The sequence below is a fragment of the Streptomyces sp. NBC_00667 genome (genome assembly GCF_036226825.1).
GTDB lineage: Bacteria > Actinomycetota > Actinomycetes > Streptomycetales > Streptomycetaceae > Streptomyces.
Window position 1 is genome coordinate 4,645,542 of record NZ_CP109022.1, and the last position, 22,314, is coordinate 4,667,855.

General features: G+C 72.2%; 21 protein-coding genes. 7 read left to right on the forward strand and 14 right to left on the reverse strand.

All coding sequences use genetic code 11. From position 1 onward, the window contains the following. Positions 1-73: 73 nt before the first annotated feature. From OHA81_RS21715 to mce, 7 genes are all read right to left on the reverse strand, one after another. Complete coding sequence (locus tag OHA81_RS21715) at positions 74-928, reverse strand: ABC transporter permease (RefSeq protein ID WP_329198359.1); 855 nt, start codon at positions 926-928, stop codon at positions 74-76. Next, positions 925-2,040, reverse strand: coding sequence for an ABC transporter ATP-binding protein (locus OHA81_RS21720; RefSeq protein ID WP_329198361.1), 1,116 nt, complete (start codon positions 2,038-2,040; stop codon positions 925-927). The genes OHA81_RS21715 and OHA81_RS21720 overlap by 4 nt, the downstream gene beginning before the upstream one ends. Before the next feature lie 192 nt (positions 2,041-2,232). Next, complete coding sequence (locus OHA81_RS21725; protein WP_329198363.1) at positions 2,233-3,015, reverse strand: ABC transporter permease; 783 nt, start codon at positions 3,013-3,015, stop codon at positions 2,233-2,235. Then, the gene (locus OHA81_RS21730) at positions 3,012-4,034 is read right to left on the reverse strand and encodes an ABC transporter ATP-binding protein (protein WP_329198364.1); all 1,023 of its coding nucleotides are present in this window, start codon (positions 4,032-4,034) and stop codon (positions 3,012-3,014) included. The genes OHA81_RS21725 and OHA81_RS21730 overlap by 4 nt, the downstream gene beginning before the upstream one ends. 133 nt (positions 4,035-4,167) lie before the next feature. Further along, on the reverse strand, positions 4,168-5,106 hold the full coding sequence (locus OHA81_RS21735; RefSeq protein WP_190183459.1) for a cellulose-binding protein: 939 nt from the start codon (positions 5,104-5,106) through the stop codon (positions 4,168-4,170). 194 nt (positions 5,107-5,300) lie between these two features. Continuing rightward, positions 5,301-9,836: a polarized growth protein Scy gene (gene scy, locus OHA81_RS21740; protein WP_329198367.1), complete on the reverse strand. Its 4,536-nt coding sequence runs from the start codon at positions 9,834-9,836 to the stop codon at positions 5,301-5,303. 181 nt (positions 9,837-10,017) lie between these two features. Then, a complete protein-coding gene (gene mce, locus OHA81_RS21745; protein ID WP_190183461.1) occupies positions 10,018-10,446 on the reverse strand; it encodes a methylmalonyl-CoA epimerase in 429 nt (142 codons plus the stop codon). A gap of 137 nt (positions 10,447-10,583) precedes the next feature. Between mce and OHA81_RS21750 the strand changes: the two genes are divergently transcribed. Together OHA81_RS21750 and meaB are read left to right on the forward strand one after the other, a co-directional pair. Further along, on the forward strand, positions 10,584-11,798 hold the full coding sequence (locus tag OHA81_RS21750; RefSeq protein WP_329198369.1) for an acetyl-CoA C-acetyltransferase: 1,215 nt from the start codon (positions 10,584-10,586) through the stop codon (positions 11,796-11,798). 11 nt (positions 11,799-11,809) lie between these two features. Beyond that, positions 11,810-12,772 carry a methylmalonyl Co-A mutase-associated GTPase MeaB gene (gene meaB, locus OHA81_RS21755; protein WP_329198371.1) on the forward strand — a complete coding sequence of 321 codons (963 nt, stop codon included), beginning with the start codon at positions 11,810-11,812 and terminating at the stop codon, positions 12,770-12,772. 76 nt (positions 12,773-12,848) lie between these two features. Here meaB and OHA81_RS34635 read toward each other — a convergent pair whose 3' ends face one another. The 5 genes from OHA81_RS34635 to OHA81_RS21775 all read right to left on the reverse strand — a co-directional run bounded on the left by OHA81_RS34635 (position 12,849) and on the right by OHA81_RS21775 (position 15,774). Beyond that, positions 12,849-12,923, reverse strand: coding sequence for a 50S ribosomal protein bL37 (locus OHA81_RS34635; protein WP_099895366.1), 75 nt, complete (start codon positions 12,921-12,923; stop codon positions 12,849-12,851). A 173-nt stretch (positions 12,924-13,096) separates the two neighbouring features. Beyond that, entirely contained in the window at positions 13,097-13,573 is a 477-nt protein-coding gene (locus OHA81_RS21760; protein ID WP_329202451.1) for a MarR family winged helix-turn-helix transcriptional regulator, read from the reverse strand. Positions 13,574-13,655: 82 nt separating this feature from the next. Continuing rightward, entirely contained in the window at positions 13,656-14,489 is an 834-nt protein-coding gene (locus OHA81_RS21765) for an AIM24 family protein (protein ID WP_443056612.1), read from the reverse strand. Beyond that, the gene (locus OHA81_RS21770; protein ID WP_329198373.1) at positions 14,486-15,136 is read right to left on the reverse strand and encodes an AIM24 family protein; all 651 of its coding nucleotides are present in this window, start codon (positions 15,134-15,136) and stop codon (positions 14,486-14,488) included. Before OHA81_RS21770 ends, OHA81_RS21765 begins: the two co-directional genes overlap by 4 nt. Continuing rightward, positions 15,136-15,774 (reverse strand): AIM24 family protein, encoded by a 639-nt coding sequence (locus OHA81_RS21775; RefSeq protein WP_329198374.1) that lies wholly within the window; start codon positions 15,772-15,774, stop codon positions 15,136-15,138. Before OHA81_RS21775 ends, OHA81_RS21770 begins: the two co-directional genes overlap by 1 nt. Before the next feature lie 138 nt (positions 15,775-15,912). Here OHA81_RS21775 and OHA81_RS21780 point away from each other — a divergent pair, with 138 nt between their 5' ends. Next, positions 15,913-16,254: a DUF3817 domain-containing protein gene (locus tag OHA81_RS21780; protein WP_329198375.1), complete on the forward strand. Its 342-nt coding sequence runs from the start codon at positions 15,913-15,915 to the stop codon at positions 16,252-16,254. Positions 16,255-16,342: 88 nt separating this feature from the next. Here the strand turns inward: OHA81_RS21780 and OHA81_RS21785 are convergent, their stop codons facing one another. Continuing rightward, positions 16,343-17,329 (reverse strand): DUF5937 family protein, encoded by a 987-nt coding sequence (locus OHA81_RS21785; protein ID WP_329198376.1) that lies wholly within the window; start codon positions 17,327-17,329, stop codon positions 16,343-16,345. A gap of 85 nt (positions 17,330-17,414) precedes the next feature. Between OHA81_RS21785 and OHA81_RS21790 the strand changes: the two genes are divergently transcribed. The 4 genes from OHA81_RS21790 to OHA81_RS21805 all read left to right on the forward strand — a co-directional run bounded on the left by OHA81_RS21790 (position 17,415) and on the right by OHA81_RS21805 (position 21,436). Further along, positions 17,415-18,668 carry an MFS transporter gene (locus OHA81_RS21790; protein ID WP_329198378.1) on the forward strand — a complete coding sequence of 418 codons (1,254 nt, stop codon included), beginning with the start codon at positions 17,415-17,417 and terminating at the stop codon, positions 18,666-18,668. Between the two features lie 21 nt (positions 18,669-18,689). Further along, positions 18,690-19,199 carry a MarR family winged helix-turn-helix transcriptional regulator gene (locus OHA81_RS21795; protein ID WP_329198380.1) on the forward strand — a complete coding sequence of 170 codons (510 nt, stop codon included), beginning with the start codon at positions 18,690-18,692 and terminating at the stop codon, positions 19,197-19,199. A gap of 83 nt (positions 19,200-19,282) precedes the next feature. Further along, positions 19,283-19,612 carry a DUF3817 domain-containing protein gene (locus tag OHA81_RS21800; protein WP_329198382.1) on the forward strand — a complete coding sequence of 110 codons (330 nt, stop codon included), beginning with the start codon at positions 19,283-19,285 and terminating at the stop codon, positions 19,610-19,612. A 123-nt stretch (positions 19,613-19,735) separates the two neighbouring features. After that, the gene (locus tag OHA81_RS21805; protein ID WP_329198384.1) at positions 19,736-21,436 is read left to right on the forward strand and encodes an acyl-CoA mutase large subunit family protein; all 1,701 of its coding nucleotides are present in this window, start codon (positions 19,736-19,738) and stop codon (positions 21,434-21,436) included. A gap of 93 nt (positions 21,437-21,529) precedes the next feature. Here the strand turns inward: OHA81_RS21805 and OHA81_RS21810 are convergent, their stop codons facing one another. Then, complete coding sequence (locus OHA81_RS21810) at positions 21,530-22,168, reverse strand: TetR/AcrR family transcriptional regulator (RefSeq protein WP_329198386.1); 639 nt, start codon at positions 22,166-22,168, stop codon at positions 21,530-21,532. Between the last annotated feature and the right edge of the window lie 146 nt (positions 22,169-22,314).

The following is a 22,314-nucleotide window of genomic DNA, read 5'->3' on the forward strand; positions in this document are numbered from 1 at the left end:
CCGACCGGGCGGTCTTCCCGGGCCCCGGAGATCGTCCGGACAGGCGCCGGGCCGTAGGCCCGGCGGGGGCTCCTCACACGTCCCGGCGGCCGACCACCACGAACGAGGCCGCCATGGCGGCGCCCGTCACCAGCAGCATCAGCGCCATCTGCGTCAGGTCGTCGGGCATCGCCTGCGGGGAGCCGGTGGGCGTGGTGCCCGACGGCATCCCGAACAGCTGCATCAGAGCGACCGGCGCGTTGTGCTGGAGCACCAGCCGCCCCAGCGGCGCCGAGGCCTCCCAGATGCTGAGCATGGCCCCGGCCACCGGCGGCAGCGTCACCACGCCGATCATCACGGCGATCGCGCCCGCCGAGTGCCGCACCAGCGCCCCGACGGCCAGCGCGAGCAGCCCCAGCAGGGTGACGTAGAAGCTCCCCGCGAGCGCCCCGGCCCATTCGCCCGCCGAGTGGCTCCCCGCGGCGGGGCCGTTGTGGGCGATGGCCGCCGCCGTGCCGACCACGAAGACGGAACCGGCGCTGGCGAGGAAGGCGGTGAGGCCGAAGACCAGGTACTTGGCGGTGAGGACCCGGTGCCGGTCGGGCGCGGCGGTGAAGGTGGTGCGCACCAGGCCCGTGCCGTGCTCGGAGGTGATCGTGAGCACCCCGAGCACCATCACCGCGAGCTGCCCGACGAACATGCCGATGAGGGCCGGCGTGGTGAAGGGGATGTTGGTGTAGTCGCGCGAGGTGGTCTGGGCGATGAAGACCACGCCGATGCCGACGACGACCACCACGAGCGAGCCGAGCGTCCACAGGGTGGAGCGGACCGAGACGAGCTTGGTCCACTCCGAGGCCAGCGCGTGCCCCAGGTGCGGGCGCCGGCTCTCCATGGGCGAGAGGTAGGCCGCCGCAGCGGGGGTCGTCGGGTCGGTCTGTGCGCTGCTCATCTGGAAGCCTCGGGATTGTTCTGTACGGAGGCGGCGAGCTCGCCGGGCTCGCTGGGCATGAGGAACCCCGGGCCGCCCGCGGCGGGCGGCGGGGGCGCGAAGAAGCCCGTCTGCGGGACTTCGGGGGCCGCCGGGCCCTCCTCCCACTCGGGCAGGGCCAGCGGGTCCGTCTCCCACAGCTGGGCCCGGGGGTCTTCGGTGGAGGTGTACTCGACGGAGGACCGGGTCATCCGCATGTACGCCTCCTCCAGCGAGGCCCGGTGGGGGGACAGCTCCCACAGCCGCAGGCCGCCCTCGTGCGCCAGGTCGGAGATCCGGGGCAGCTCCAGGCCCGTCACCCGCAGGGCGCCGTCCGGCTCCTGGAGGACGCGGGCGCCGTCCTTGCGGAGGATCTCCGAGAACGCGTCCCGGCCATCGGGGCCGGTCCCGGCCACGCGCACCCGAGCGAATCCGGCCGAGTTGTGGGTGATGAACTCCTGGGTGCTCATGTCGGCCAGCAGCCGGCCCCGCCCGATCACTATCAGGTGGTCCGCGGTCAGGGCCATCTCGCTCATCAGGTGCGAGGAGACGAAGACGGTGCGGCCCTCGGCGGCGAGCTGGCGCATGAGGTTGCGGACCCAGAGGATGCCCTCGGGGTCGAGACCGTTGACGGGCTCGTCGAAGAGCAGCACCTGGGGGTCGCCGAGGAGGGCGGTGGCGATGCCGAGCCGCTGGCCCATGCCGAGGGAGAACCCCTTCGTACGCTGCCGGGCGGCGTCCTGGAGGCCGACGACCGCCAGCACCTCGTCCACCCGCTTCTCCGGGATGCCCGAGAGCTGGGCGATGGACAGCAGGTGGGTGCGGGCCCGGCGGCCGCCGTGCATGGCTTTCGCGTCGAGCAGGGCGCCGACGTGCCGCTGTGCGTTCGCGAGCTCCCGGAAGGGCTGCCCGTTGATCGTCACATGACCGGCGGTGGGCCGGTCGAGCCCGAGGATCATGCGCATGGTGGTGGACTTCCCCGACCCGTTGGGTCCGAGGAATCCGGTGACGTGACCAGGCCTGACCTGGAAGGACAGCTGGTCGACGGCGGTCTTGGCGCCGAAGCGCTTGGTCAGGCCGACTGCCTCGATCATGGATGTGCCCCTCGACAGGCCGGCAGGCCCGGGACGGCTCTCGCCCCTGTAAGGGTTAAGAGGATATCGAGTGGCCTACGGTTCCGTCCCGGGCCGGATCCCTGAGCTGCCCCTGAGACCGACCCGGGGTTTCCCCGGAGACCCCGGCTCTCCCCGGCTTCCCCGCCGGCCCGGGCCTTCGCCGGGGACGGGTCAGGCGTCCCTCTTCCTGAGGACGACGTAGCCGCCGAGCACCGACGCGGCCACCCACACCAGCATGATGGCGAGGCCGCCCCAGGGGCCGTAGGGGGCCTCGCCGCGGCCCATGGCGTCCGGCACGACCTGCATGAGCTTGGAACCCGCCTTGTCGGGCAGGTACTGGCCGTACTTCCGGGTCGCTTCGAAGCCGCTGAGCAGGTTCGAGACGATCAGGAAGAACGGGATCAGGATGCTGATCGAGGCGACCGAGCTGCGCAGCATGGTGGCCACGCCCATCGAGAACAGGGCGAGGAGTGCCATGTACACGCCGGCGCCGATCACCGCCCGCAGGACGTGCTCCTGCCCGATGCCGATGCCGTGCTCACCCAGGATCGCCTGGCCGACGAAGAAGGCCGTGAAGCTGGTCAGCAGCCCGACCAGCAGGGCCAGCACCGTGGCCACGGTGAGCTTGCCCAGCAGGAAGCCCCCGCGGCCGGGTACGGCCGCCAGCGAGGAGCGGATCATGCCGGTGCTGTATTCGGTGCTGACCACCAGCACTCCGAAGACGATCATCGCCAGCTGGCCGAACTGCATCCCGCTGAAGCTCATCAGGGTCGGGTCGAACGTGGCGCGTTCGATCTCGGGCATGCTGTCGAACGCCGAACTGATCAGGGCGCAGAACCCGGCGCCGAAGCCGACGGTGGCGATGACGGCGATGGCCAGGGTCCAGACCGTGGAGGAGACCGTACGGATCTTCGTCCACTCGGAGTTGAGGACGGCGGGGAAGGCCACGGTCACTCACCGCCCTTGCGGGTCGCGTCGAAACCGGCGCCCCACGCCGGGACGTCGGCCGGGCGCGCCGGGTTGTCGACCGCCGTGCCGGGAGCGGGAGCGACGCCGGGACGCCCCGGCGCGTGGGCGTGGTACTCGACGGAGTCCGCCGTCATACGCATGAACGCTTCTTCCAGTGAGGCCCGTTGGGGGCTGAGTTCGTGCAGCACGATCTGGTGCTGCGCGGCCAGTTCGCCGAGCCGTTCCGGCCCCACGCCGTCGATCTCCAGCGTGCCGGTGGCCGGGACGCTGACGGCGTTGATGCCGGCCTCGTGCAGGACGTCCTTGAGCCGTTCCTGCTGCGGCGAGCGAAGGCGCACGTAGCTGCGCGAGTTCTGGTGGATGAAATCGGCCATCGACAAGTCGGCGAGCAGCCTGCCCTGCCCGATCACGATCAAATGGTCCGCGGTCAACGCCATTTCACTCATCAAGTGCGAGGAAACGAAGATCGTCCTGCCTTCTGACGCCAGCCTCTTCATCAGATTGCGGATCCAGTGAATTCCCTCCGGGTCCAGACCATTGACGGGTTCGTCGAACATCAGGATCTCCGGATCACCGAGCAGCGCTGCGGCGATTCCCAGCCGCTGCCCCATGCCGAGCGAAAATCCTTTCGACTTCTTCCTCGCCACGGGTGTCAGCCCTACGAGATCCAGCACCTCCGTCACCCGGCGTTCGGGGATCCGGTTCGACTGGGCGAGGCAGAGCAGGTTGTTGTAGGCGCTGCGTCCGCCGTGCATGGACTTCGCGTCCAGCAGTGCTCCGATGTGCTTCAGCGGTTCCGGCAGGTCCCGGTAGTGCTTGCCGTCGATCCGGACCGTGCCGCTGGTCGGGTTGTCGAGGTCGAGCATCATGCGCATGGTGGTGGACTTCCCCGCCCCGTTGGGGCCGAGGAAGCCCGTCACCACCCCCGGTCTGACCTGGAAGCTGAGGTTATCCACCGCGGTCTTGGCGCCGAATCGTTTGGTAAGGCCCTCAAGCTCGATCATGCGGCCACGCTAGAACGCCCGAGGGCCCTACGCCACCTCAAAAGGTGACACAGGGCCCTCGTTGTGCACGCGCTGCGGGCCGCGGTCCTACCGGCGAGTATCGGGGGTGTACGCGCCGGACGCCGTGACGGGGTCAGCGGGTCTGCTGCGCCGGGACGCCGCGGGTGACGGGCTCGTCGTCGATCGGGGAGCCGGCGGCGGCCACGGCCGCACCGGTCAGCGTCGCCAGCATCTCGCGGACGTTGGTCAGCTGGGCGTTGATGGAGTCGCGGCGGTTGGTGAGCGCCGCCAGCTCGCGCTCGGACTCGCTGCGGATCCGGTCGGCCTTGGCGTTGGCGTCGGCCACGATGTCCTCGGCCTGGCGCTGCGCGGTCTCCACGGTCTGGCGGGCGCGGCGCTCGGCGTCCGTACGGAGCTTCTCGGCCTCCAGGCGCAGCTGCTCCGCGCGGTGCTCGATCTCCGCGAGCCGCTTCTCGGCCTTGGCCTGACGGGAGGCCAGGTCGCGCTCGGACTGCTCGCGGCGCTTGGCGAGGTTGGTCTCGAAGTCGGCGGCGGCCTGGGCGGCCTTCGCGCGGGTCTCCTCGAAGAGCGCGTCGGCCTCCTCGCGCTTGGAGGCCGCGTCCTTCTGGGCCTCGGCGCGCAGGGTCGACGCGTCGCCCTTGGCCTTCTCGACGATGCGGACGCCCTCGTCCTCCGCCTTCGTCTTGCGGTCGGCGGCGAACGACTCGGCGTCGTTGCGCACCTGCTGGGCGGCCGACTCCGCCAGCTCACGGTGCTGCTCGGCCGCGCGACGGGCCTCCTCGCGCAGGTCCTTCGCCTCCTCCTCGGCCAGGCGCAGGATCTTCTCGACCCGGGCGCCGAGACCGGCGTACGACGGCTCGGCGTCGCTCACCTGGGCCTGGGCGTTCTGCGTTTCGAGGTGCAGCTCCTCGATCCGCTTTTCCAGAGAGTTGATACGTCCAAGTGCGCTGTCGCGGTCGGAGACCAGCTTGGTGATGCGGTCGTCCACCTGACCGCGGTCGTAACCACGCCGCACGAGCTCGAAGCCGAAGGGGGAGGAAGTGTCGCTCATGGGGTTCCTGTCGAATGAGACCGATGAGGTGCTACGTGAGGTGTTGGGGGAATCCTAGGCGCCCGAGCGGCGTGTCATCGAGTCAATCCACGTTTGATCTGGACAATGACACCCCTTTTGAGTGGCAAGACGACAGAATGCTTGTCACTCGTTCGGATGAACCTTCATCAGGTACACACATTCCCTCACACTGACTAGCCCTCCGACGACTTACCACCCGAACGAGTGGAACCCGCCGCCGCTCCGGCCTTCACGCCCCCCGCGCCCTGGCCACCGATCGCCGGCTTTCCGCCGCCCGAAGGCGCCTCGAATGATTCCAACGCCTCAAGAACGTCCTGGACACGGGAGATCTCCGCCTGAATGTCCTCCCGCCTGCGCACGAGTACTTCCAGCTCACGGCGGCCCTCATCGACCAGCTGCTCCGCCTCGGCCTTCGCCTCCGCGAGCGCCTGCTCCGCCTGACGCGCCAGGTCGGCCTTCTTCTGCTCGGCCTCCTTGAGCAGCGCCTCCGCCTTGCGGACCGCGGCGATACGGACCTTGCTCGCCTCACTGCTCGCGTCGGACAGCATCGCCTTGGCCTTCGCCTCGGCCTCGACGCTCTGCTCCGTCGCCGCGCGCACCAGCTTGTCCACGCGCTCCCCGGCCGACTTCATCTGCTCGGCCGACTCCCGGCGGGCCCGCTCGTGGAGCTCCTCCACCTCGGACTCCACGCGGGCGCGCAGCTCCTCCGCCCGCTCCCTTATGGCGGCGGCGTCGCTGCGCGCCCCGACGAGCAGCTCGTCCGCGTCCGTCCGGGCCTTCTCCACCGTGGAGTTGCCCTCGACGGTCGCCTCCGAGGTGATCCGCGCCGCCTCCTTGCGGGCCGCGTCGACCATCGCGTCGGCCTGTTCCTCGGCGGCCGTGGTGGCCGCCAGGGCCTGCTGCCGCGCGTCGGCGGTGAGCTTGTCGGCTTCCGCCGCGGCCTCGGTGATGAGCCGGTCCACCTGCTCCGCGGCCTCGGTGCGGCGCCGGCCCGCCTCCTCGCGGGCCTCGTCGAGCAGCCGCTCGGACTCCGCCCGTGCCTCGGTGCGCATGCGCTCCGCTTCAGCCGCCGCCCGCGCCTTGACGCGCTCGGCCTCCGAGCGGGTGCGGGCCGCGTGCTCCTGCGCCGAGGACAGTGCCTCGGTGGCCTCGGCGCGCAGCCGCTCCGCCTCGGTCTGGGCCTCGCCGACGGTGCGCTCGTTGTCCTTGCGGGTCTGCTCGGTGAGCTTGTCGGCTTCCGCCGCGGCCTCGGTGATGAGCCGGTCCACCTGCTCCGCCGCCTCGGTGCGGCGCCGGCCCGCCTCCTCGCGGGCCTCGTCCAGCATCCGCTCGGACTCCCGCTCGGCGCTCGCCAGCGTCTCCGCCGCCGCGGCCGTGACCCGCTCGGCCTCCGCGGTGGCCTCGCCGATGACCCGGCCGCCCTCCGCGCGCGCCTCCTCCAGCGCCCGCGCCGCCTCCGTGCGCAGCCGCTCGGCTTCCGCCGCGGCCTCGCCGACCGTGGCCTCGTTGGCCGCTCGGGTCTCCTCGACGAGCCGGTCGCCCTCGGTGCGGGCGTCGACCAGGACGCGCGCCGCGTCCCGTTCGGCCGCGGCCAGGGTGTCGGCGGCCTGCGCGGTGAGCCGCTCGGACTTCGCCGTCGCCGCGGCCAGCGCGGCCTCGCTCGCCGTGCGCGTCTCCTCGGTGAGCCGTTCCGCCTCGGAGATCGCCTCCGTGACCAGCCGGTCCGCCTGCTCCGCGGCCTCGGTGCGCAGCCGGCCGGCCTCCACCCGTGCCTCGTCCAGCGTGCCCGCCGCCTCGGCGCGGGTCGCCTCCGCCGCCGCCTCGGCGTCGGCGCGCAGCCGCTCCGCCTCCGCGGTGGCCTCCGCGACCGCCGCCGAGTTGGCCGCGAGGGTCTCCTCGGTGAGCCGCTCGGCCTCCTGCGTCGCCTCCGCGACGATGCGGGCGCCCTCGGCGCGCGAGGACTCCAGGGACTCCGCCGCCTCGCCGCGGATCCGGTTCGCGTCGTCCCGGGCGTCCGCCCGGGTCCGGGCCGCGTCGCGTTCGGCGGCGGCCAGTGCGTCCGTCGCCTCCGTACGCACCCGCTGTGCGTACTCGGCGGTGTCGGCGCGCAACTGCTCGGCCTCGGCGATCGCCTCGCCGACCGTGCGCTCGGCCAGCGCCTTCGCCGCGTCCGTCTCCTGCCGGGCTTCGCTGCGGATGCGGGCGGCGTCCTCGGCGGCCCGCTCCCGCTCCGCGTGGGCGTCGGCACGGACCCGGCCGGCCTCGGCCTCCGACTCCGTCCGGGTGCGCTCCGCCGCGTGCTCGGCCGCGCTGCGCAGCCCGGCGATCTCCTCCTCGGCCTGCTCGTGCAGCCCGGCCACGGCGTCGCGGACCTGCTGGGCGGTGACCTCCGCGGCCGCCACCAGCTCCGACGCGCGCCGCTCCGCCTCCTCGGTGAGCCGGGCCGCCTCGGCCTGCGCCTCCTCCGAGCGCTTGCGGGCCTGCGCCAGCAACTCCTCGCTCTGCTCACGGGCCTGGGCCCGCTCGTTGTCGGCGTCGGTACGGGCCGACGCGAGGGTCTCCTCGGCCTCCCTGCGGCGCCGGGCGGCTTCCTCCGCGGCGGCGGACAGCGCCTCCGCGGCCTCCGCGGAGACCCGCTCGGCGGCGGCCTTCGCCTCCGCGCGCAGCCGGTCCGCGGTCTCCTGCGCCTCGGAACGCACCCGCTCCGCCTCGGCCTCGGCCTCGCCGCGCAGCCGCACCGCGACCTGCTCGGCCTCCGCCCGGACCCGGCCGGCGTCCTGCGCCGCCTCCGTGCGCAGCTGTTCGGCCTCCGCCTGCGACTGCGCCTGCAGCGTACGGATCCGCTCCGCCGACTCGGCGCGCAGCCGGTCGGTCTCCTCCGCGGTCTCCCGGCGGATGCCCTCCGCCGCCGTGCGGGCGTCGCGCAGCGTCACCTCGGCCGTGGACAGCCGGTTCTCCGCCTCCGAGTGCAGCCGGACCAGTTCCTCGTCGGCCTCCGCGCGCTTGGCGGCGACGGCCTGTTCGGCCTCCTCGCGCCGGGCCGCGGCCGCGGCCTCCGCCTCGGCGCGTACGGCCTCGGCCTGCTCCTCGGCCTCGGTGCGCAGCCGCTCGGCCTCCGCGCGGGTCCGCTCCAGGGTCTCCTCGGCCTGCTTGCGCAGCGTGGTGGCCCGTTCCACGGCCTCCGCGCGGACCCGCTCGCTCTCGGTGGCGGCGCCGCCGCGCAGTTCGTCGGCGTCGGCCTTGGCCTTGCCGAGCAGCCCCTCCGCGGTGCGGGCCGCCTCCTCGATCTGCTGGACCGCCTCGCGGCGCGCCTCGCCGCGGATCCGCTCGCCCTCGGCGACGGCCTCCGCGCGCAGCTGCTCGGCCTCGCCGCGCAGCCGCCGGGCCTCCTCCTGGAGCTCGACCGTACGGGCCCGGTACTCCTCGGTGTCGTCCTTCGCGGCGCCCTTGAGCTCGTCGGCCGTGGCCGCGGCCTGGGCGCGCAGCCGCTCGGCCTCCGCCTCGGCCTCGCGGCGGATCCGCTCCGCCTCCTCGGACGCGGCACGGGTCGTGGCCTGGGCGTCCTGCGACGCCTTGTTCAGTACGTCCTCGGCGGTGCGGGCGGCCTTCGCCAGCTGCGCCGCCATCTCCTCGGCGGCGGCCGTACGGGCCTGTGCGCCGGCCTCGGTGCGCAGCCGTTCCGCCTCCGCGCGGGCGTCGGCCAGCGCCTGCTCGGCCTCGGCCTTGAGGACCTCGGCCTCCTTGGACGCCTCGCCGACCAGCCGGGCGACCTGCTCCTTGGCGGTGCGGGTGCGCTGCTCGTTGACCGACTCCGCCGAGGCGAGCTGGCGGGCCGCGCTCTCCTTGGCCTCCGCGAGGACCTTCTCGGCCTCGGCGCGCGCGGTGCGCAGCGCGCTCTCGGCCTCCTGGACCCGGGATTCGGCGACCCGGCCCAGGTCGAGGGTCTGCTGCCGGGTCTGCTCGGCCTCGGCGGAGGTGCTCGTGCGCAGCCGCTCCGCGTGCTCGGTGGCCTCCTGCGCCTGCGCGGACGCGGCGGCCAGCAGGCGCTCGGCCTCCTTGCGGGCGCGCAGCAGCGTCGCCTCGGCCTCGGCGCGGGTGGCCTCGGCCTCGGAGGCGAGCCGGCGGGTGGCCTCGGCGGCGTGCCGGGCGGCTTCGGCGCGCGCGGCGTTCAGGGTCTGCTCGGCCTCGGCGCGGGACTCGTCCATGAGCCGGCGGGCCTGGGACTCGGTGCGCGCGCGCAGCTGTTCGGCCCAGGCGACGTTCTCGTTGACGTGCGCCTCGACCGTCTGGCGGCGCTCGTTGAGTTCCTGGTCCAGCCGCTGGCGCCGGTTGACGGCCTCGGCGTGCAGCTCGGCCTGCAGACGCGCCTGGTGTTCGGCGTGTTCCTGCAGGATGCGCTGGGTCTGCGCCCGGGCGTCGCGCAGTTCGCGCTCGGCGTCGGAGCGCATCTGGTCGGCCTGGATCTGGGCATTGCGGAGCAGCTGCTCCGCCTGGTAGCCCATGTCCGCACCGTCGTAGGCGGGGCGGGACGCGAGATTGCGGCGTACCTCATGGAGCTTGGCACGCAGCACCTCGACCTGGTATCCCAGGTCTTCGGCGTGCTGGACGGCCTTCCCGCGTTCCTTCTTCAGCCGCTCCATCTCGGCCTCGAAGCGCGAGAGATGGTCGGCCTCGCCCTGTTGGCTCTCCTGGCTTTCGTAGCCCCGCACAGCGCGGTCCCATCCGTCCCCTGGTCGCAAGCTCACTCCCAATTGAGCATCGCTCGCCCGCTGAACGACGCCCCCGGGGAATGGTGTCAGATACCGGGGCAGGGGTCACAGGCCCCGACCCCGTCTCCGCACCGAACCCCGGCCGAGCCATGGCCACTCTACCGGCCGGGGAATCGGGCCATCAGTGGTCAGGGTTCGAGGTGACCAGTTCGGTGAGTACGCCGTGGCAGTCCTTGGGGTGCAGGAAGGTGATCCGGGAGCCCATCGAGCCGGTCCGGGGCTCGTCGTAGAGGACGCGGACACCCTTGCCGCGGATGGCTTCGGCGTCGCCGTCGACGTCGGCGGTGCCGAAGGCGATGTGGTGGACGCCCTCGCCGTTCTTGGCCAGCCACTTGCCGACCGCCGAATCCTCGCGGGTGGGTTCCAGGAGCTGGAGGTACGAGGCCCCGCCGTCGGAGGTCTCGTTGATCTTGAGCATGGCCTCGCGCACACCCTGCTCCTCGTTGACCTCGGTGTGGAACACCTCGAAGCCGTACGTGGCACGGTAGAACTCGACGGTCTTGTCGAGGTCGAAGCAGGCGATCCCGATGTGGTCGATTCTTGTCAGCATGGGAACAGTGCACAGCTGAGGAGGGTGGTCACGCAACGTGCCAGCGATCACACCGACAGCCCGGTGACTGGGCGGGTACCGCTCAGTACATTCGGGTAAACCCTCGTTCACTCCTCTCATCCAAGGGGCTGTGCCTCATGTCCGGAACGAACAACACCACTTCCGTGATCGTCGCCGGGGCCCGCACGCCCATGGGGCGACTGCTCGGCTCGCTGAAGTCCTTCTCGGGCGCGGACCTCGGCGGCTTCGCCATCAAGTCCGCGCTGGAACGGGCCGGGATCTCCGGCGACCAGGTCCAGTACGTGATCATGGGGCAGGTGCTCCAGGCCGGTGCGGGCCAGATCCCCGCCCGCCAGGCCGCGGTCAAGGCCGGCATCCCCATGAACGTGCCCGCGCTCACCATCAACAAGGTGTGCCTCTCGGGCCTGGACGCCATCGCCCTCGCCGACCAGCTGATCCGCGCCGGCGAGTTCGACGTCGTGGTCGCCGGCGGCCAGGAGTCGATGACCAACGCCCCGCACCTGCTGCCGAAGTCCCGCGAGGGATTCAAGTACGGCGCCATCGAGATGCTCGACGCGATGGCCTACGACGGCCTCACCGACGCGTTCGAGAACATCGCGATGGGCGAGTCCACCGAGAAGCACAACACGCGCCTGGGCATCGAGCGCGCCCCGCAGGACGAGTTCGCCGCCGCCTCCCACCAGCGGGCCGCGGCCGCCCAGAAGAACGGCGTCTTCGAGGCGGAGATCACTCCCGTCGAGATCCCGCAGCGCAAGGGCGACCCGGTGATCTTCGCGCACGACGAGGGGATCCGCCCCGAGACCACCGCCGAATCCCTCGGCAAGCTGCGCCCCGCGTTCGCGAAGGACGGCACGATCACCGCCGGCACCTCCTCGCAGATCAGCGACGGCGCCGCCGCCGTGGTCGTGATGAGCAAGGCCAAGGCCGAAGAGCTGGGCCTGGAGTGGATCGCCGAGATCGGCGCGCACGGCAATGTGGCCGGACCGGACAACTCGCTCCAATCGCAGCCCTCCAACGCCATCCTGCACGCCCTCAAGAAGGAGGGCCTGGAGGTCGCCGACCTCGACCTGATCGAGATCAACGAGGCGTTCGCGGCGGTCGCCGTGCAGTCAATGAAGGACCTCGGCGTGACGCCGGAAAAGGTGAACGTCAACGGCGGCGCCATCGCCCTGGGACACCCGATCGGCATGTCCGGCGCCCGCGTGGTGCTGCACCTGGCCCTGGAGCTGGCCCGGCGCGGCGGCGGGGTCGGCGCGGCCGCCCTGTGTGGCGGCGGCGGTCAGGGCGACGCCCTGATCGTCCGCGTGCCCGGCAACGGCGCGAAGGCGTAGGTACCGCGAGGATGACGACGGTGGACGTCCCCACGCTGGTGGCCCAGGCCCGAGAAGGCCGCCCGCGGGCCGTGGCCCGGCTGATCTCCCTGGTCGAGGGGGCGTCCCCGCAGTTGCGCGAGGTGATGGCCGCCCTCGCCCCGCTGACCGGCGGGGCGTACGTGGTGGGCCTGACGGGCTCCCCGGGCGTGGGCAAGTCCACGTCCACGTCGGCCCTGGTGTCGGCGTACCGCAAGGCCGGCAAGCGCGTCGGCGTGCTCGCGGTGGACCCGTCCTCGCCGTTCAGCGGGGGCGCACTGCTCGGCGACCGGGTGCGCATGTCGGACCACGCCTCCGACCCGGGGGTCTACATCCGCTCCATGGCCACGCGCGGGCACCTGGGCGGTCTCGCCTGGGCGGCGCCGCAGGCGATCCGGGTGCTGGACGCGGCCGGCTGCGAGGTGATCCTCGTCGAGACGGTCGGGGTCGGGCAGTCGGAGGTGGAGATCGCCTCGCAGGCCGACACCTCGGTGGTGCTGCTGGCGCCGGGCATGGGCGACGGGATCCAGGCCGCGAAGGCGGGCATCTTGGAGATCGGCGACGTGTACGTGGTCAACAAGGCCGACCGGGACGGCGCCGACGCCACCGCCCGGGAGCTGAACCACATGCTCGGCCTCGGGGAGTCCCGCGGGCCGGGCGACTGGCGGCCGCCGATCGTCAAGACGGTCGCCGCCCGCGGCCAGGGCATCGACGAACTGGTCGAGGCGCTGGAGAAGCACCGGGCGTGGATGGACGAGCGGGGAGTGCTGGCCGAGCGGCGGACGGCCCGCGCCGCCCGGGAGGTGGAGACCATCGCGGTGACGGCCCTGCGGGCCCGCATGGCGGACCTGCGCGGCGACGCGCACCTGGGAACCCTGGCCGCCAAGGTCGCCACCGGTGAGCTGGACCCGTACGCCGCCTCCGACGCGCTGCTGGACACGCTCACGGAGGCCTGAACGGGCCGGGCACACGACAACGCCGCGCCCCCGTCGTTGCGGGGGCGCGGCGCTGTCACACCGGTGGGCTCCGCGGTCAGGCGTTGGGACGCTTGCCGTGGTTCGCCTTCTTCTTCTTGCGTGCTCGCTTCTTGTTGCCGCGCTTGGCCATGAGCCGCTCCCTCGAAGATCGGGTACTCCGGGCGTCCGCCAGTCTAGGTCCGCCCGGTCCGCCGCGCAGGCCCAGTCACCGTTCCCGACGCTGCCGTTTCCGGTTCCCGGCGGGCGGCCGGCGCGCGGGGCTGCGGCCCGCTGACGGGGGAGACCCGCGCGGGCGGCGCGCGGTCAGGCCTTGCCGCGCTGTTCGCGCAGGTGGTCGGCCACCGGCGCGAGGAAGCCGCGCAGCGCCGCCAGGTCCTGCGGGCTGAGCAGGTCGATGAAGTGCTGCCGTACGGACGCCACGTGGTGCGGGGCCACCTTGCGCATCGTCTCCATGCCCTCGTCGGTGAGCACCGCGTACAGGCCGCGACGGTCGGACTCGCAGTTCACCCGGGTGACCAGTCCGGCCGCCTCCATCCGGGTGATCTGGTGGGAGAGCCGGCTCTTGGACTGGAGGGTGGCGGTCGCGAGGTCACTCATCCGCATCCGGTGGTGCTCCGACTCCGAGAGGTTCACGAGGATCTCGTAGTCGTTGTTGGTGAGTCCGAAGGGCTGAAGATCCTTTTCCAGCTGGTGCATCAGCAGTCGGCTGACGTCCAGGTGAGTGCGCCAGGCGCACTGCTCCGCGTCGGTGAGCCAGCGCGTGGTCGTCTCGGTCTCCATGGTCTCCATGAGTGAACTCTACCTAAGAAGTTGAATTACGTACAAAAATGGGACGATCGCGGAACGTGATCACGGTACGCGCTCACAGCCCGAAGCGCCGTTGCAGATCACCCAGCTGCCCCGGCATCCGCGGGACGCCGAGCTGTCCCAGCGGCCCCTGGCCCGCTCCCGGTACCCCCTGGTTCTGGCCGCCGACGGCGCCGGTGCCGACCGCCCCGACCGCCTGCTCCGCCATCAGGGTCTCCGAGGACTGCAGCAGCACCGTCCCCGCCCCCACGAACTCGAACTGGTGCTCCTCGCCCGAGGAGCCCCCGAGGCCGGTCAGCGAGCGCAGGCCGCCGATCACCCCGGACATGTACCCGTGGTCGTAGTGGTGGCACGGCGAGGGGCAGTCCGCCCAGCCCACCAGCGCCTGCGGGTCCACGCGCAGCGGCGGCTCCATGAACACCACCGGCCCGTTGGACGCCGCCACGAACTTTCCGGTCCCGATCAGGGTGAGGAAGCCGGGGACGATCGACTGCTTGAGCGCGAGGGTGGGCTGGTAGGCCAGCAGGTTCCCCGACCGGATCGTCAGGTTCCCCTCGTCCAGGTCGTACGAGTTGACGTCGAAGGCCCGGTCGGCCAGCAGCATCTTGCCCTGGCCCTCGGCCACCACCCAGTCGCTCGCGTGCATGGGCGAGTGGAAGCTCGTGCGCAGCAGCCGGTCGAAGCGGCCGTTGCCGACACCGTTGAACTCGATGCTCCCGTAGTACGAGATCATCTTGCCCTTCTGCAGGAACCACTGGCTGCCCTTGAGCTCCACGCAGAAGGTGTACGCGTTCACGTTGTCGTCGGAGGGCAGGGTGTGCGGGTCGAAGACCGTCGGGCCGCCCGGACCGCCGCTCACGGGGCCGTTCGCGCCGGCGTAATGGGTCACAGCTTCTCCTCCGAGGCCTGTACGTACACCGCGCCCTGGCCGGACAGCTCCAGCTGGAACGCCTCGCCCGAACCCCGTCCGACCATGTCCCGCCAGCCGAGCGCCGTGGAGAGCTTGTTGCGCACGTCCCCGTGGTGGGCGACGTACGCCTGCGGGTCCACGTGGACCGGCCGCTGGGGCGTGATGGGCAGCTCGATGACCCCGCCGTGGGCCATCACGGCGACCGAACCGTGGCCCTTGAGAGTGGTGGTGAACAGCCCCTGGCCGGTCACCTGGCCGCGCACCATGCCCATGACGCCGCCCTGCGAGCCCATGAACATCGTGCCCTGCTGGAGGGTCCCGTCGAAGGCCAGCAGCCGGTCCGCCTCCACGTACAGGGTCTCGCCGGACAGGTTGATCACCTGGATGTGGTGGCCGCCGTGGCCGAACATCACGGTGCCGGTGCCCTCGACCGTCATCAGCGGGGTCTGCTCGTTCGCCACCCGGCGCCCGATCATGCCCATGACCCCGCCCTGGCCGCCGGTCAGGCTCGGGGTGAAGGACACGTCACCGCGGTAGGCGAGCATCGCCCCGCGCTGGCTGTACATCCTCTGGCCCGGCACCACCTGCGCCTCGACCATCTTCGAGTTGATCTCGCGGAACGGCATCAGATGTCGCCCCCGATGGTGTTGCGCTCGCTGGGCTGCACGTACACCAGGCCCTCGCCCTCGAAGCGGATCTGGAAGGACTCGCCCGAGCCCTCTCCGATCAGCGTGCGGAAGTTGATCCCCGACTGGAACGACTGCCGGAGGTTGCCGGTGTGCGCGATGTACGCCCCCGGGTCCACGGACAGCGGGTACTGGGCGCTGACGCGCAGCACCACCGCCGGGCCGTCCGACATGATCGCCGCCTGGCCCGAGCCCTCGACGGTGGTGGTGAACAGGCCGTTGCCCGTCGCCCCGCCGCGCAGGCCGGTGAAGGTGGTGCCGGTGCGCAGCCCGGCGTCGGTGCACAGCAGGTTGCTGGCCTCGACGTGGAGCTTCTCGCCCTGCAGGTTGACCAGGTTGATCTCGCTCGCGCGGTCGGCGAAGAAGCAGGTGCCGTGCCCCTGCACCTCCATCACGGTCATCTGTTCGCCGGTCAGCCGGCGGGTCACCATGCCGCGCAGGCCTTCGCCGCCGCCGGTCATCTTCTTGAAGGCCATCTGGCCGTCGTACGCGACCATGGAGCCGTTCTTCGCTTTCACGGCTTCCCCGGTCAGGTCGACGGCGAGCACCTTGCTGCCTTGGAGTCGGAACTGAGCCACGGGGAGACGTTATCCGCAGCGGGCCGGGCCGAACAGGGCACCCTGGCCGTTATCCGCCACACGGGGCCCCGGTCAAGATCTCCAAGGGCGGCTGAGAGACTGGTTCGGACCATCGCCTCGACCCCCCGAAGGTTCCTCGTGGACATCAAGACCGCCTCCGCCCTGCACCGGCTGCGCCTCGTCTCCGTACCGGAGGCGCTGTCGTTCCCGGCCCTGCTGATCTTCGGCTCGCTGCTCAGCCGGATCTCGGACGTCAACCTGGTGATGCCGCTGGGCGCGCTGCACGGCATCCTCTTCGTCCTGTACGTGCTGTTCCTGCTGGACGTCTGGAACCGGGCGAAGTGGCCGGCCAAGAAGGTCGCGCTGTTCTTCCTGCTGGCCCTGGTGCCCTTCGGCGGCCTCTACGGCGACCGGGTGCTCAAGCGCGACGAGGCCGACAGCGTGGTGGCGGCCCGGGCGCGCGAGGCGGCGGCGGCCTGACCACCGCCCGCCCCACCCGCCCACGCCCCCGGCCCACCCGCCGGGGGCGTTCGTACACGTTCCGGGCCGCGACACCGGCGCCGCCCGGCTACGGCGGCCCGCCGCCCGTCAGGGCGATGGCCAGGGGCGTGCGTTCGTAGAGCACCTGGTGGCCGTGCCGGGCCGCGAGCAGCAGCCCCGCCGCCCGCAGGGTTCCCAGGTGGGCGGAGACGGTGGACGGGGCCAGACCCAACCGGTGGGCGAGGGCCGTGGTCGAGGCGGGTTCGGCCAGGGCGCACAGGATGTCGGCCCGCGACCGCCCCAGCAGGGCGGCCAGGGCCCCCGGGGCGGCCTCGGCCGGTGCAGCCCACAGCGCGCCGATCCCGCGGGCCGGGTAGACCAGCGTCGGCTGCCACGGCGGGTCGTAGCCCCCGACCACCTCCGGCCACACGAACGCGCTCGGCATCAGCAGCAGCCCCTGCCCGTCCAGGCGCCGGTCGTGGTGCGCGGCCCGGTCGACGGTGAGGGTGTCGCCGGACCAGGCCAGGTCGGGGTGCAGCCCGTCGAAGAGCGCCTCCAGGCCGCCGGCCGCCAGCCGCCGGGAGTGGAAGAGGATGTCGGCCTCCAGGAGGGCCCGCAGGCGCGGCCAGTGAGGGGCGATCAGGGCCTCCCAGGCCCGCTCGTGCAGATCGGCCAGCTCCCGCACCGCCCGCGCGGGATCCGCCAGCATCCGCCGGCCGGTCCCGCTCTCCAGGGCGCCCGGGGTGCAGGCCAGGGAGCGCCGGAGTTCCTCGCCGGCCGCCTCGGGGTCGGTGGCGCGGACCCGGGCCAGCTCCTCCTCGATGGTGACGCAGGGGCCGAGCGGCGGCGGGCTGAGGAAGTCCGGGTGGTGCCCCTTGCGGGGCATCAGCAGCCACAGCGGCCGCAGGTCCAGCGTGTCCGCCGCAGCCCGGATCCGCCGCAGCCACGGCAGGTGGTAGGCCTGGCGGCGGGCGTCGCGCAGCACCCGCACCGCCTCCTGCGTCTCCCAGCGCGGGGAGAGCGAGAAGCGGCAGCGCAGCAGGTCCACGGGGCCGAAGCGGAAGTGGTAGGCCATCCGCACAGTGTCCCGGTCGTCCCGCAAGATTCGGGCCGGGCCGAATCCCTGCCGCTGCGGGCGCCGTCGGGCCAGGGTTTCGGCCATGGCATCCGTCAACCAGACCACCGACGCCCCCGGCTACCGCTCCGTCCTCGCGGGCGGGGAGTTCCGGACCGTCTTCGCCGCGCACCTGCTGTCCGTGCTCGGTCTCGTCGTCGCCGAGATCTCCCTGACCGTCCTCGTCTACCGCGTCACCGGCTCGCCCCTGATGAGCGCGCTCACCTTCGCGCTCGGCTTCCTCCCCTACGTCCTCGGCGGCACGCTGCTCGCCGGCATCGCCGACCGGACCCCCGCCCGGCGGGTGCTCGTCACCTGCGACCTCGTCTGCGCGGCCTGCGCGAGCGCCATGGTCCTGCCGGGGACCCCGGTCGCGGGCCTGCTCGTCCTGCGCTGCGCCATGGCCTTCGTCGCGCCGCTGTTCCAGGGCACCCGCAACGCCTCCCTCGCCGACATCCTCGGGCCCGGCGAGGCGTTCGTGCTCGGCCGCTCGCTGCTGCGCATGGTGGCCCAGAGCGCCCAGCTCGTCGGCTTCGGCCTCGGCGGGCTGCTGCTCACGGTGCTCCCGCCGCGCGGGACGCTCGCCCTGACCGCCGCCGGATTGCTGGGCTCCGCGCTGCTGTTGCGCTTCGGGACGGCGGACCGGCCCGCCCGCACGGGTGCGCGTACCGCCCGCGGCACGCCGCTCGCCGGGCTGGGCGCCGTCCTCGGGGACCGCCGCAGGCGGGTGCTGATCCTGCTGTTCTGGCTGCCGCCCGTCTTCGCCGTCGTCCCCGAGGCGCTGCTCGCCCCCTACGCCGACGGCATCGGCGCCGGCCCGGCGGTCCTCGGGCTGATGCTGTGCGCGCTGCCGGTCGGCACCATCGCGGGTGAAGTCTGGGCGGGTTCCGCACTCACCGCCCGAACGCGTTCGCGGATCGTGGCGCCGCTCGCCTCCGTCGGCCTGGTGCCGCTGCTGGTGTACGCGCTGCGGCCGGGCGTGGCCGGCGTCCTGGTGGCGCTGCTGGCGGCCGGACTGGCGCACGCGTACACCCTCGGCCTCGACCGGATGTACCTCGACGCCGTCCCCGAGGAGCTGCGCGGCCGGGCGATGACCCTGCTCAGCACGGGGCTGATGACCCTCCAGGGCGTGGGCATGGCGCTGGCCGGGGCGGCCGCCGAGTACTGGCCGGTGCACCTCGTCGTGACCGCCTCGGGCGCACTCGGCACGGCCGTCGTCCTGCTGCTCCTCGCGGAGCTGAGGGCCACGGCCGATCCGGTGCGGGTGCCGAAGCGTGAGACGGGGCTGACCGCCAAATGACCGCCCGGTAGGGTCTGGTGGGTGCCCAAGCCGCTCAGCCTTCCCTTCGACCCGATCGCCCGCGCCGACGAGCTCTGGCAGCAGCGCTGGGGGCCGGTTCCCTCGATGTCCGCCATCACCTCGATCATGCGGGCGCACCAGATCCTGCTCGGCGAGGTCGACGCCGTCGTGAAGCCGTACGGGCTGACCTTCGCCCGCTACGAGGCGCTGGTGCTCCTCACCTTCTCGCAGGCCGGCGAACTGCCGATGTCGAAGATCGGCGAGCGGCTCATGGTCCACCCGACCTCCGTGACCAACACCGTCGACCGCCTGGTGCGCTCGGGGCTCGTGGACAAGCGCCCGAACCCGAACGACGGCCGGGGCACCCTCGCCTCCATCACGGACAAGGGGCGCGAGGTGGTCGAGGCCGCCACCCGGGACCTGATGGAGATCGACTTCGGGCTCGGCGTGTACGACTCCGAGGAGTGCGGCGAGATCTTCGCGCTGCTGCGGCCGCTGCGGGTGGCGGCGGGGGACTTCGACGAGAAGTGACGCCGAGGGGGTAGCGCGGCGTCACGGGGCGGCCGTGGGGCCCCCGTCAAGATCGCGCATATCGGACGGCTAGTCTCGGTGGCATGAAAAAGAGCGTGCTGACCCGGTACCGGGTGATGGCCTTCGCCACTGCCGTGATGCTGCTGGTGCTCTGCACCTGCATGATCTTCAAGTACGGATTCGACAAGGGCGCGGACCTGACCCTGGTGGTCTCCCAGATCCACGGCGTGCTCTTCATGATCTACCTGGTCTTCGCCTTCGACCTGAGCTCCAAGGCGAAGTGGCCCTTCGGCAAGATGGTCTGGGTCCTGGCGAGCGGCACCATCCCGCTGGCCGCGTTCTTCGTCGAGCGCAAGGTCCGCGCGGAGATCGAACCGCTGGTCACCGACGGCCTGGCCACCGCCCGAGCCTAGCGTCCGCCGGACCGCCCGCGCCTGGCGTCCGGCTCGCGCCGGACTCGCATCCACCTGCCCCCGGGACGACTCCCGGGGGTTTGCCATCGACATTTACTAGGACGTCCTAGTAAATTCATGGGTATGGACGCTGACGCCATCGAGGAGGGCCGCCGACGCTGGCAGGCCCGGTATGACAAGGCCCGCAAGCGCGAGGCCGATTTCACGACGCTCTCCGGAGATGACGTCGACCCCGTCTACGGGCCCCGCCCCGGCGACTCGTACGAGGGGTTCGAGCGCATCGGCTGGCCCGGGGAGTACCCCTTCACCCGGGGCCTGCACGCCACCGGCTACCGCGGCCGGACCTGGACCATCCGGCAGTTCGCCGGGTTCGGGAACGCCGAGCAGACCAACGAGCGCTACAAGATGATCCTGGCCGCCGGCGGCGGCGGGCTCTCGGTCGCCTTCGACATGCCGACCCTCATGGGCCGCGACTCCGACGACCCCCGCGCGCTCGGCGAGGTCGGCCACTGCGGGGTCGCCATAGACTCCGCCGCCGACATGGAGGTCCTGTTCAAGGACATCCCGCTGGGCGACGTCACCACGTCCATGACCATCAGCGGACCCGCCGTGCCCGCGTTCTGCATGTACCTGGTCGCCGCCGAGCGGCAGGGCGTCGATCCCGCCGTACTCAACGGCACGCTCCAGACCGACATCTTCAAGGAGTACATCGCCCAGAAGGAGTGGCTCTTCGAACCGGAGCCGCACCTGCGCCTCATCGGCGACCTCATGGAGTACTGCGCGCACGGCATCCCGGCCTACAAGCCGCTGTCGGTGTCCGGCTACCACATCCGCGAGGCCGGGGCGACGGCCGCGCAGGAGCTGGCGTACACCCTCGCCGACGGCTTCGGCTACGTGGAGCTGGGCCTCTCCCGCGGCCTGGACGTCGACCACTTCGCCTCCGGTCTCTCCTTCTTCTTCGACGCGCACCTCGACTTCTTCGAGGAGATCGCCAAGTTCCGCGCCGCCCGCAGGATCTGGGCGCGCTGGATGAAGGAGGTGTACGGGGCCAAGTCCGACAAGGCGATGTGGCTGCGCTTCCACACCCAGACCGCCGGTGTCTCCCTCACCGCCCAGCAGCCGTACAACAACGTCGTACGGACCGCCGTCGAGGCGCTCGCGGCGGTCCTCGGCGGCACCAACTCCCTGCACACCAACGCCCTGGACGAGACCCTCGCGCTGCCGAGCGAGCAGGCCGCCGAGATCGCCCTGCGCACGCAGCAGGTGCTGATGGAGGAGACCGGCGTCGCCAACGTGGCGGACCCGCTGGGCGGTTCCTGGTACGTCGAGCAACTCACCGACCGCATCGAGGCCGACGCGGAGAAGATCTTCGAGCAGATCAAGGAGCGCGGCCTGCGCGCCCACCCCGACGGGCAGCACCCGATCGGGCCGATCACCTCCGGCATCCTGCGCGGCATCGAGGACGGCTGGTTCACCGGCGAGATCGCCGAGTCGGCGTTCCAGTACCAACGGGCGCTGGAGAAGGGCGACAAGCGGGTCGTCGGCGTCAACGTCCACCACGGCTCGGTCACCGGCGACCTGGAGATCCTCCGCGTCAGCCACGAGGTGGAGCGCGTCCAGGTGCGCGAACTCGCGGAGCGCAAGGAGCGGCGCGACGCGGCGAAGGTCGAGCGGTCGCTGCAGGCCATGCTGGCCGCCGCGCGGGACGGCTCGAACATGATCCCGGCGATGCTGGACGCGGTGCGCGCCGAGGCCACGATGGGCGAGATCTGCAACGCGCTCCGGGACGAGTGGGGCACCTACACGGAGCCGCCCGGCTTCTGAGGGAACCCCCTGGCCGGCCGGTCGTCCCCACCTCCACGGTGCCCGGACGACCGGCCTTCCCGTTCCCGGCCCGCCCGTTCCCGCAGGAGCCGGTTACGCCTGGGCCGGGCCGCGCAGGCCGTGCATCAGGAGCGCCGTGAAGGTGGCCACCCAGAGTTCGTCGACCGGTTCGCAGCTCACCAGGGCGCGGTGCACCACCGTGCCCGCGATCACGTCGAATATCAGGTCGGTGGTGTGCCCGGTGAGGGACTCGTCCTCCTCGTACGGGAGTTCGCCGCGGGCCTGCGCGCGTTCGCGGCCCAGTACGACGAGACGTTTCTGCCGGTCCACGATCGCCGACCGGATCCGGTCACGCAGCGCCGGGTCCCGGGTGGACTCGGCGACCACCGCCATCAGGGCGGTACGGGCCTCCGGGCGTCGCAACAGCTCCGCGAACTGGAGCACCACGTCCTCGATGTCGGCTTCGAGCGAGCCCCGGTCGGGAAGCTCCAGCGCGTCGAAGAGTTCCGCGACCGCGTCCACGACCAGCTCGTTCTTGCCCGCCCAGCGCCGGTAGAGGGTGGTCTTCGCGACCCCTGCCCGGGCCGACACGTCACCCATCGTCAGCTTCGACCAGCCGAGATCCACCAGCGCCTCCCGGGTCGCCGCCAGGATCGCCGCGTCCGCCGCAGCGCTGCGGGGGCGGCCGGTGCGGCCGGGCGGGGAGCTGGTGCCGGGGCTGGGGGTGCGCATGGCCGAGACCATACCCGTCAGTAGCGGAACCTCCCGGGCCCCGATCCCTGTGGTTCAGATCACTGCCCCCGGACGCCCGGAGGGGACGGCGGGGAGTTACGCTACGGCTCGTAGCGTAAGAGCGACAACCACGCGAAGCTACAGGC

What these genes read in the sequence shown, in the direction of transcription:
- OHA81_RS21715 (WP_329198359.1), bottom strand. Translation starts at nt 928, where the DNA reads ATGAGCAGCGCACAGACCGACCCGACGACCCCCGCTGCGGCGGCCTAC.
- OHA81_RS21720 (WP_329198361.1), bottom strand. Translation starts at nt 2,040, where the DNA reads ATGATCGAGGCAGTCGGCCTGACCAAGCGCTTCGGCGCCAAGACCGCC.
- OHA81_RS21730 (WP_329198364.1), bottom strand. Translation starts at nt 4,034, where the DNA reads ATGATCGAGCTTGAGGGCCTTACCAAACGATTCGGCGCCAAGACCGCG.
- OHA81_RS21735 (WP_190183459.1), bottom strand. Translation starts at nt 5,106, where the DNA reads ATGAGCGACACTTCCTCCCCCTTCGGCTTCGAGCTCGTGCGGCGTGGT.
- mce (WP_190183461.1), bottom strand. Translation starts at nt 10,446, where the DNA reads ATGCTGACAAGAATCGACCACATCGGGATCGCCTGCTTCGACCTCGAC.
- OHA81_RS21750 (WP_329198369.1), top strand. Translation starts at nt 10,584, where the DNA reads ATGTCCGGAACGAACAACACCACTTCCGTGATCGTCGCCGGGGCCCGC.
- meaB (WP_329198371.1), top strand. Translation starts at nt 11,810, where the DNA reads ATGACGACGGTGGACGTCCCCACGCTGGTGGCCCAGGCCCGAGAAGGC.
- OHA81_RS21760 (WP_329202451.1), bottom strand. Translation starts at nt 13,573, where the DNA reads ATGGAGACCGAGACGACCACGCGCTGGCTCACCGACGCGGAGCAGTGC.
- OHA81_RS21770 (WP_329198373.1), bottom strand. Translation starts at nt 15,136, where the DNA reads ATGCCGTTCCGCGAGATCAACTCGAAGATGGTCGAGGCGCAGGTGGTG.
- OHA81_RS21785 (WP_329198376.1), bottom strand. Translation starts at nt 17,329, where the DNA reads ATGGCCTACCACTTCCGCTTCGGCCCCGTGGACCTGCTGCGCTGCCGC.
- OHA81_RS21790 (WP_329198378.1), top strand. Translation starts at nt 17,415, where the DNA reads ATGGCATCCGTCAACCAGACCACCGACGCCCCCGGCTACCGCTCCGTC.
- OHA81_RS21800 (WP_329198382.1), top strand. Translation starts at nt 19,283, where the DNA reads ATGAAAAAGAGCGTGCTGACCCGGTACCGGGTGATGGCCTTCGCCACT.
- OHA81_RS21805 (WP_329198384.1), top strand. Translation starts at nt 19,736, where the DNA reads ATGGACGCTGACGCCATCGAGGAGGGCCGCCGACGCTGGCAGGCCCGG.
- OHA81_RS21810 (WP_329198386.1), bottom strand. Translation starts at nt 22,168, where the DNA reads ATGCGCACCCCCAGCCCCGGCACCAGCTCCCCGCCCGGCCGCACCGGC.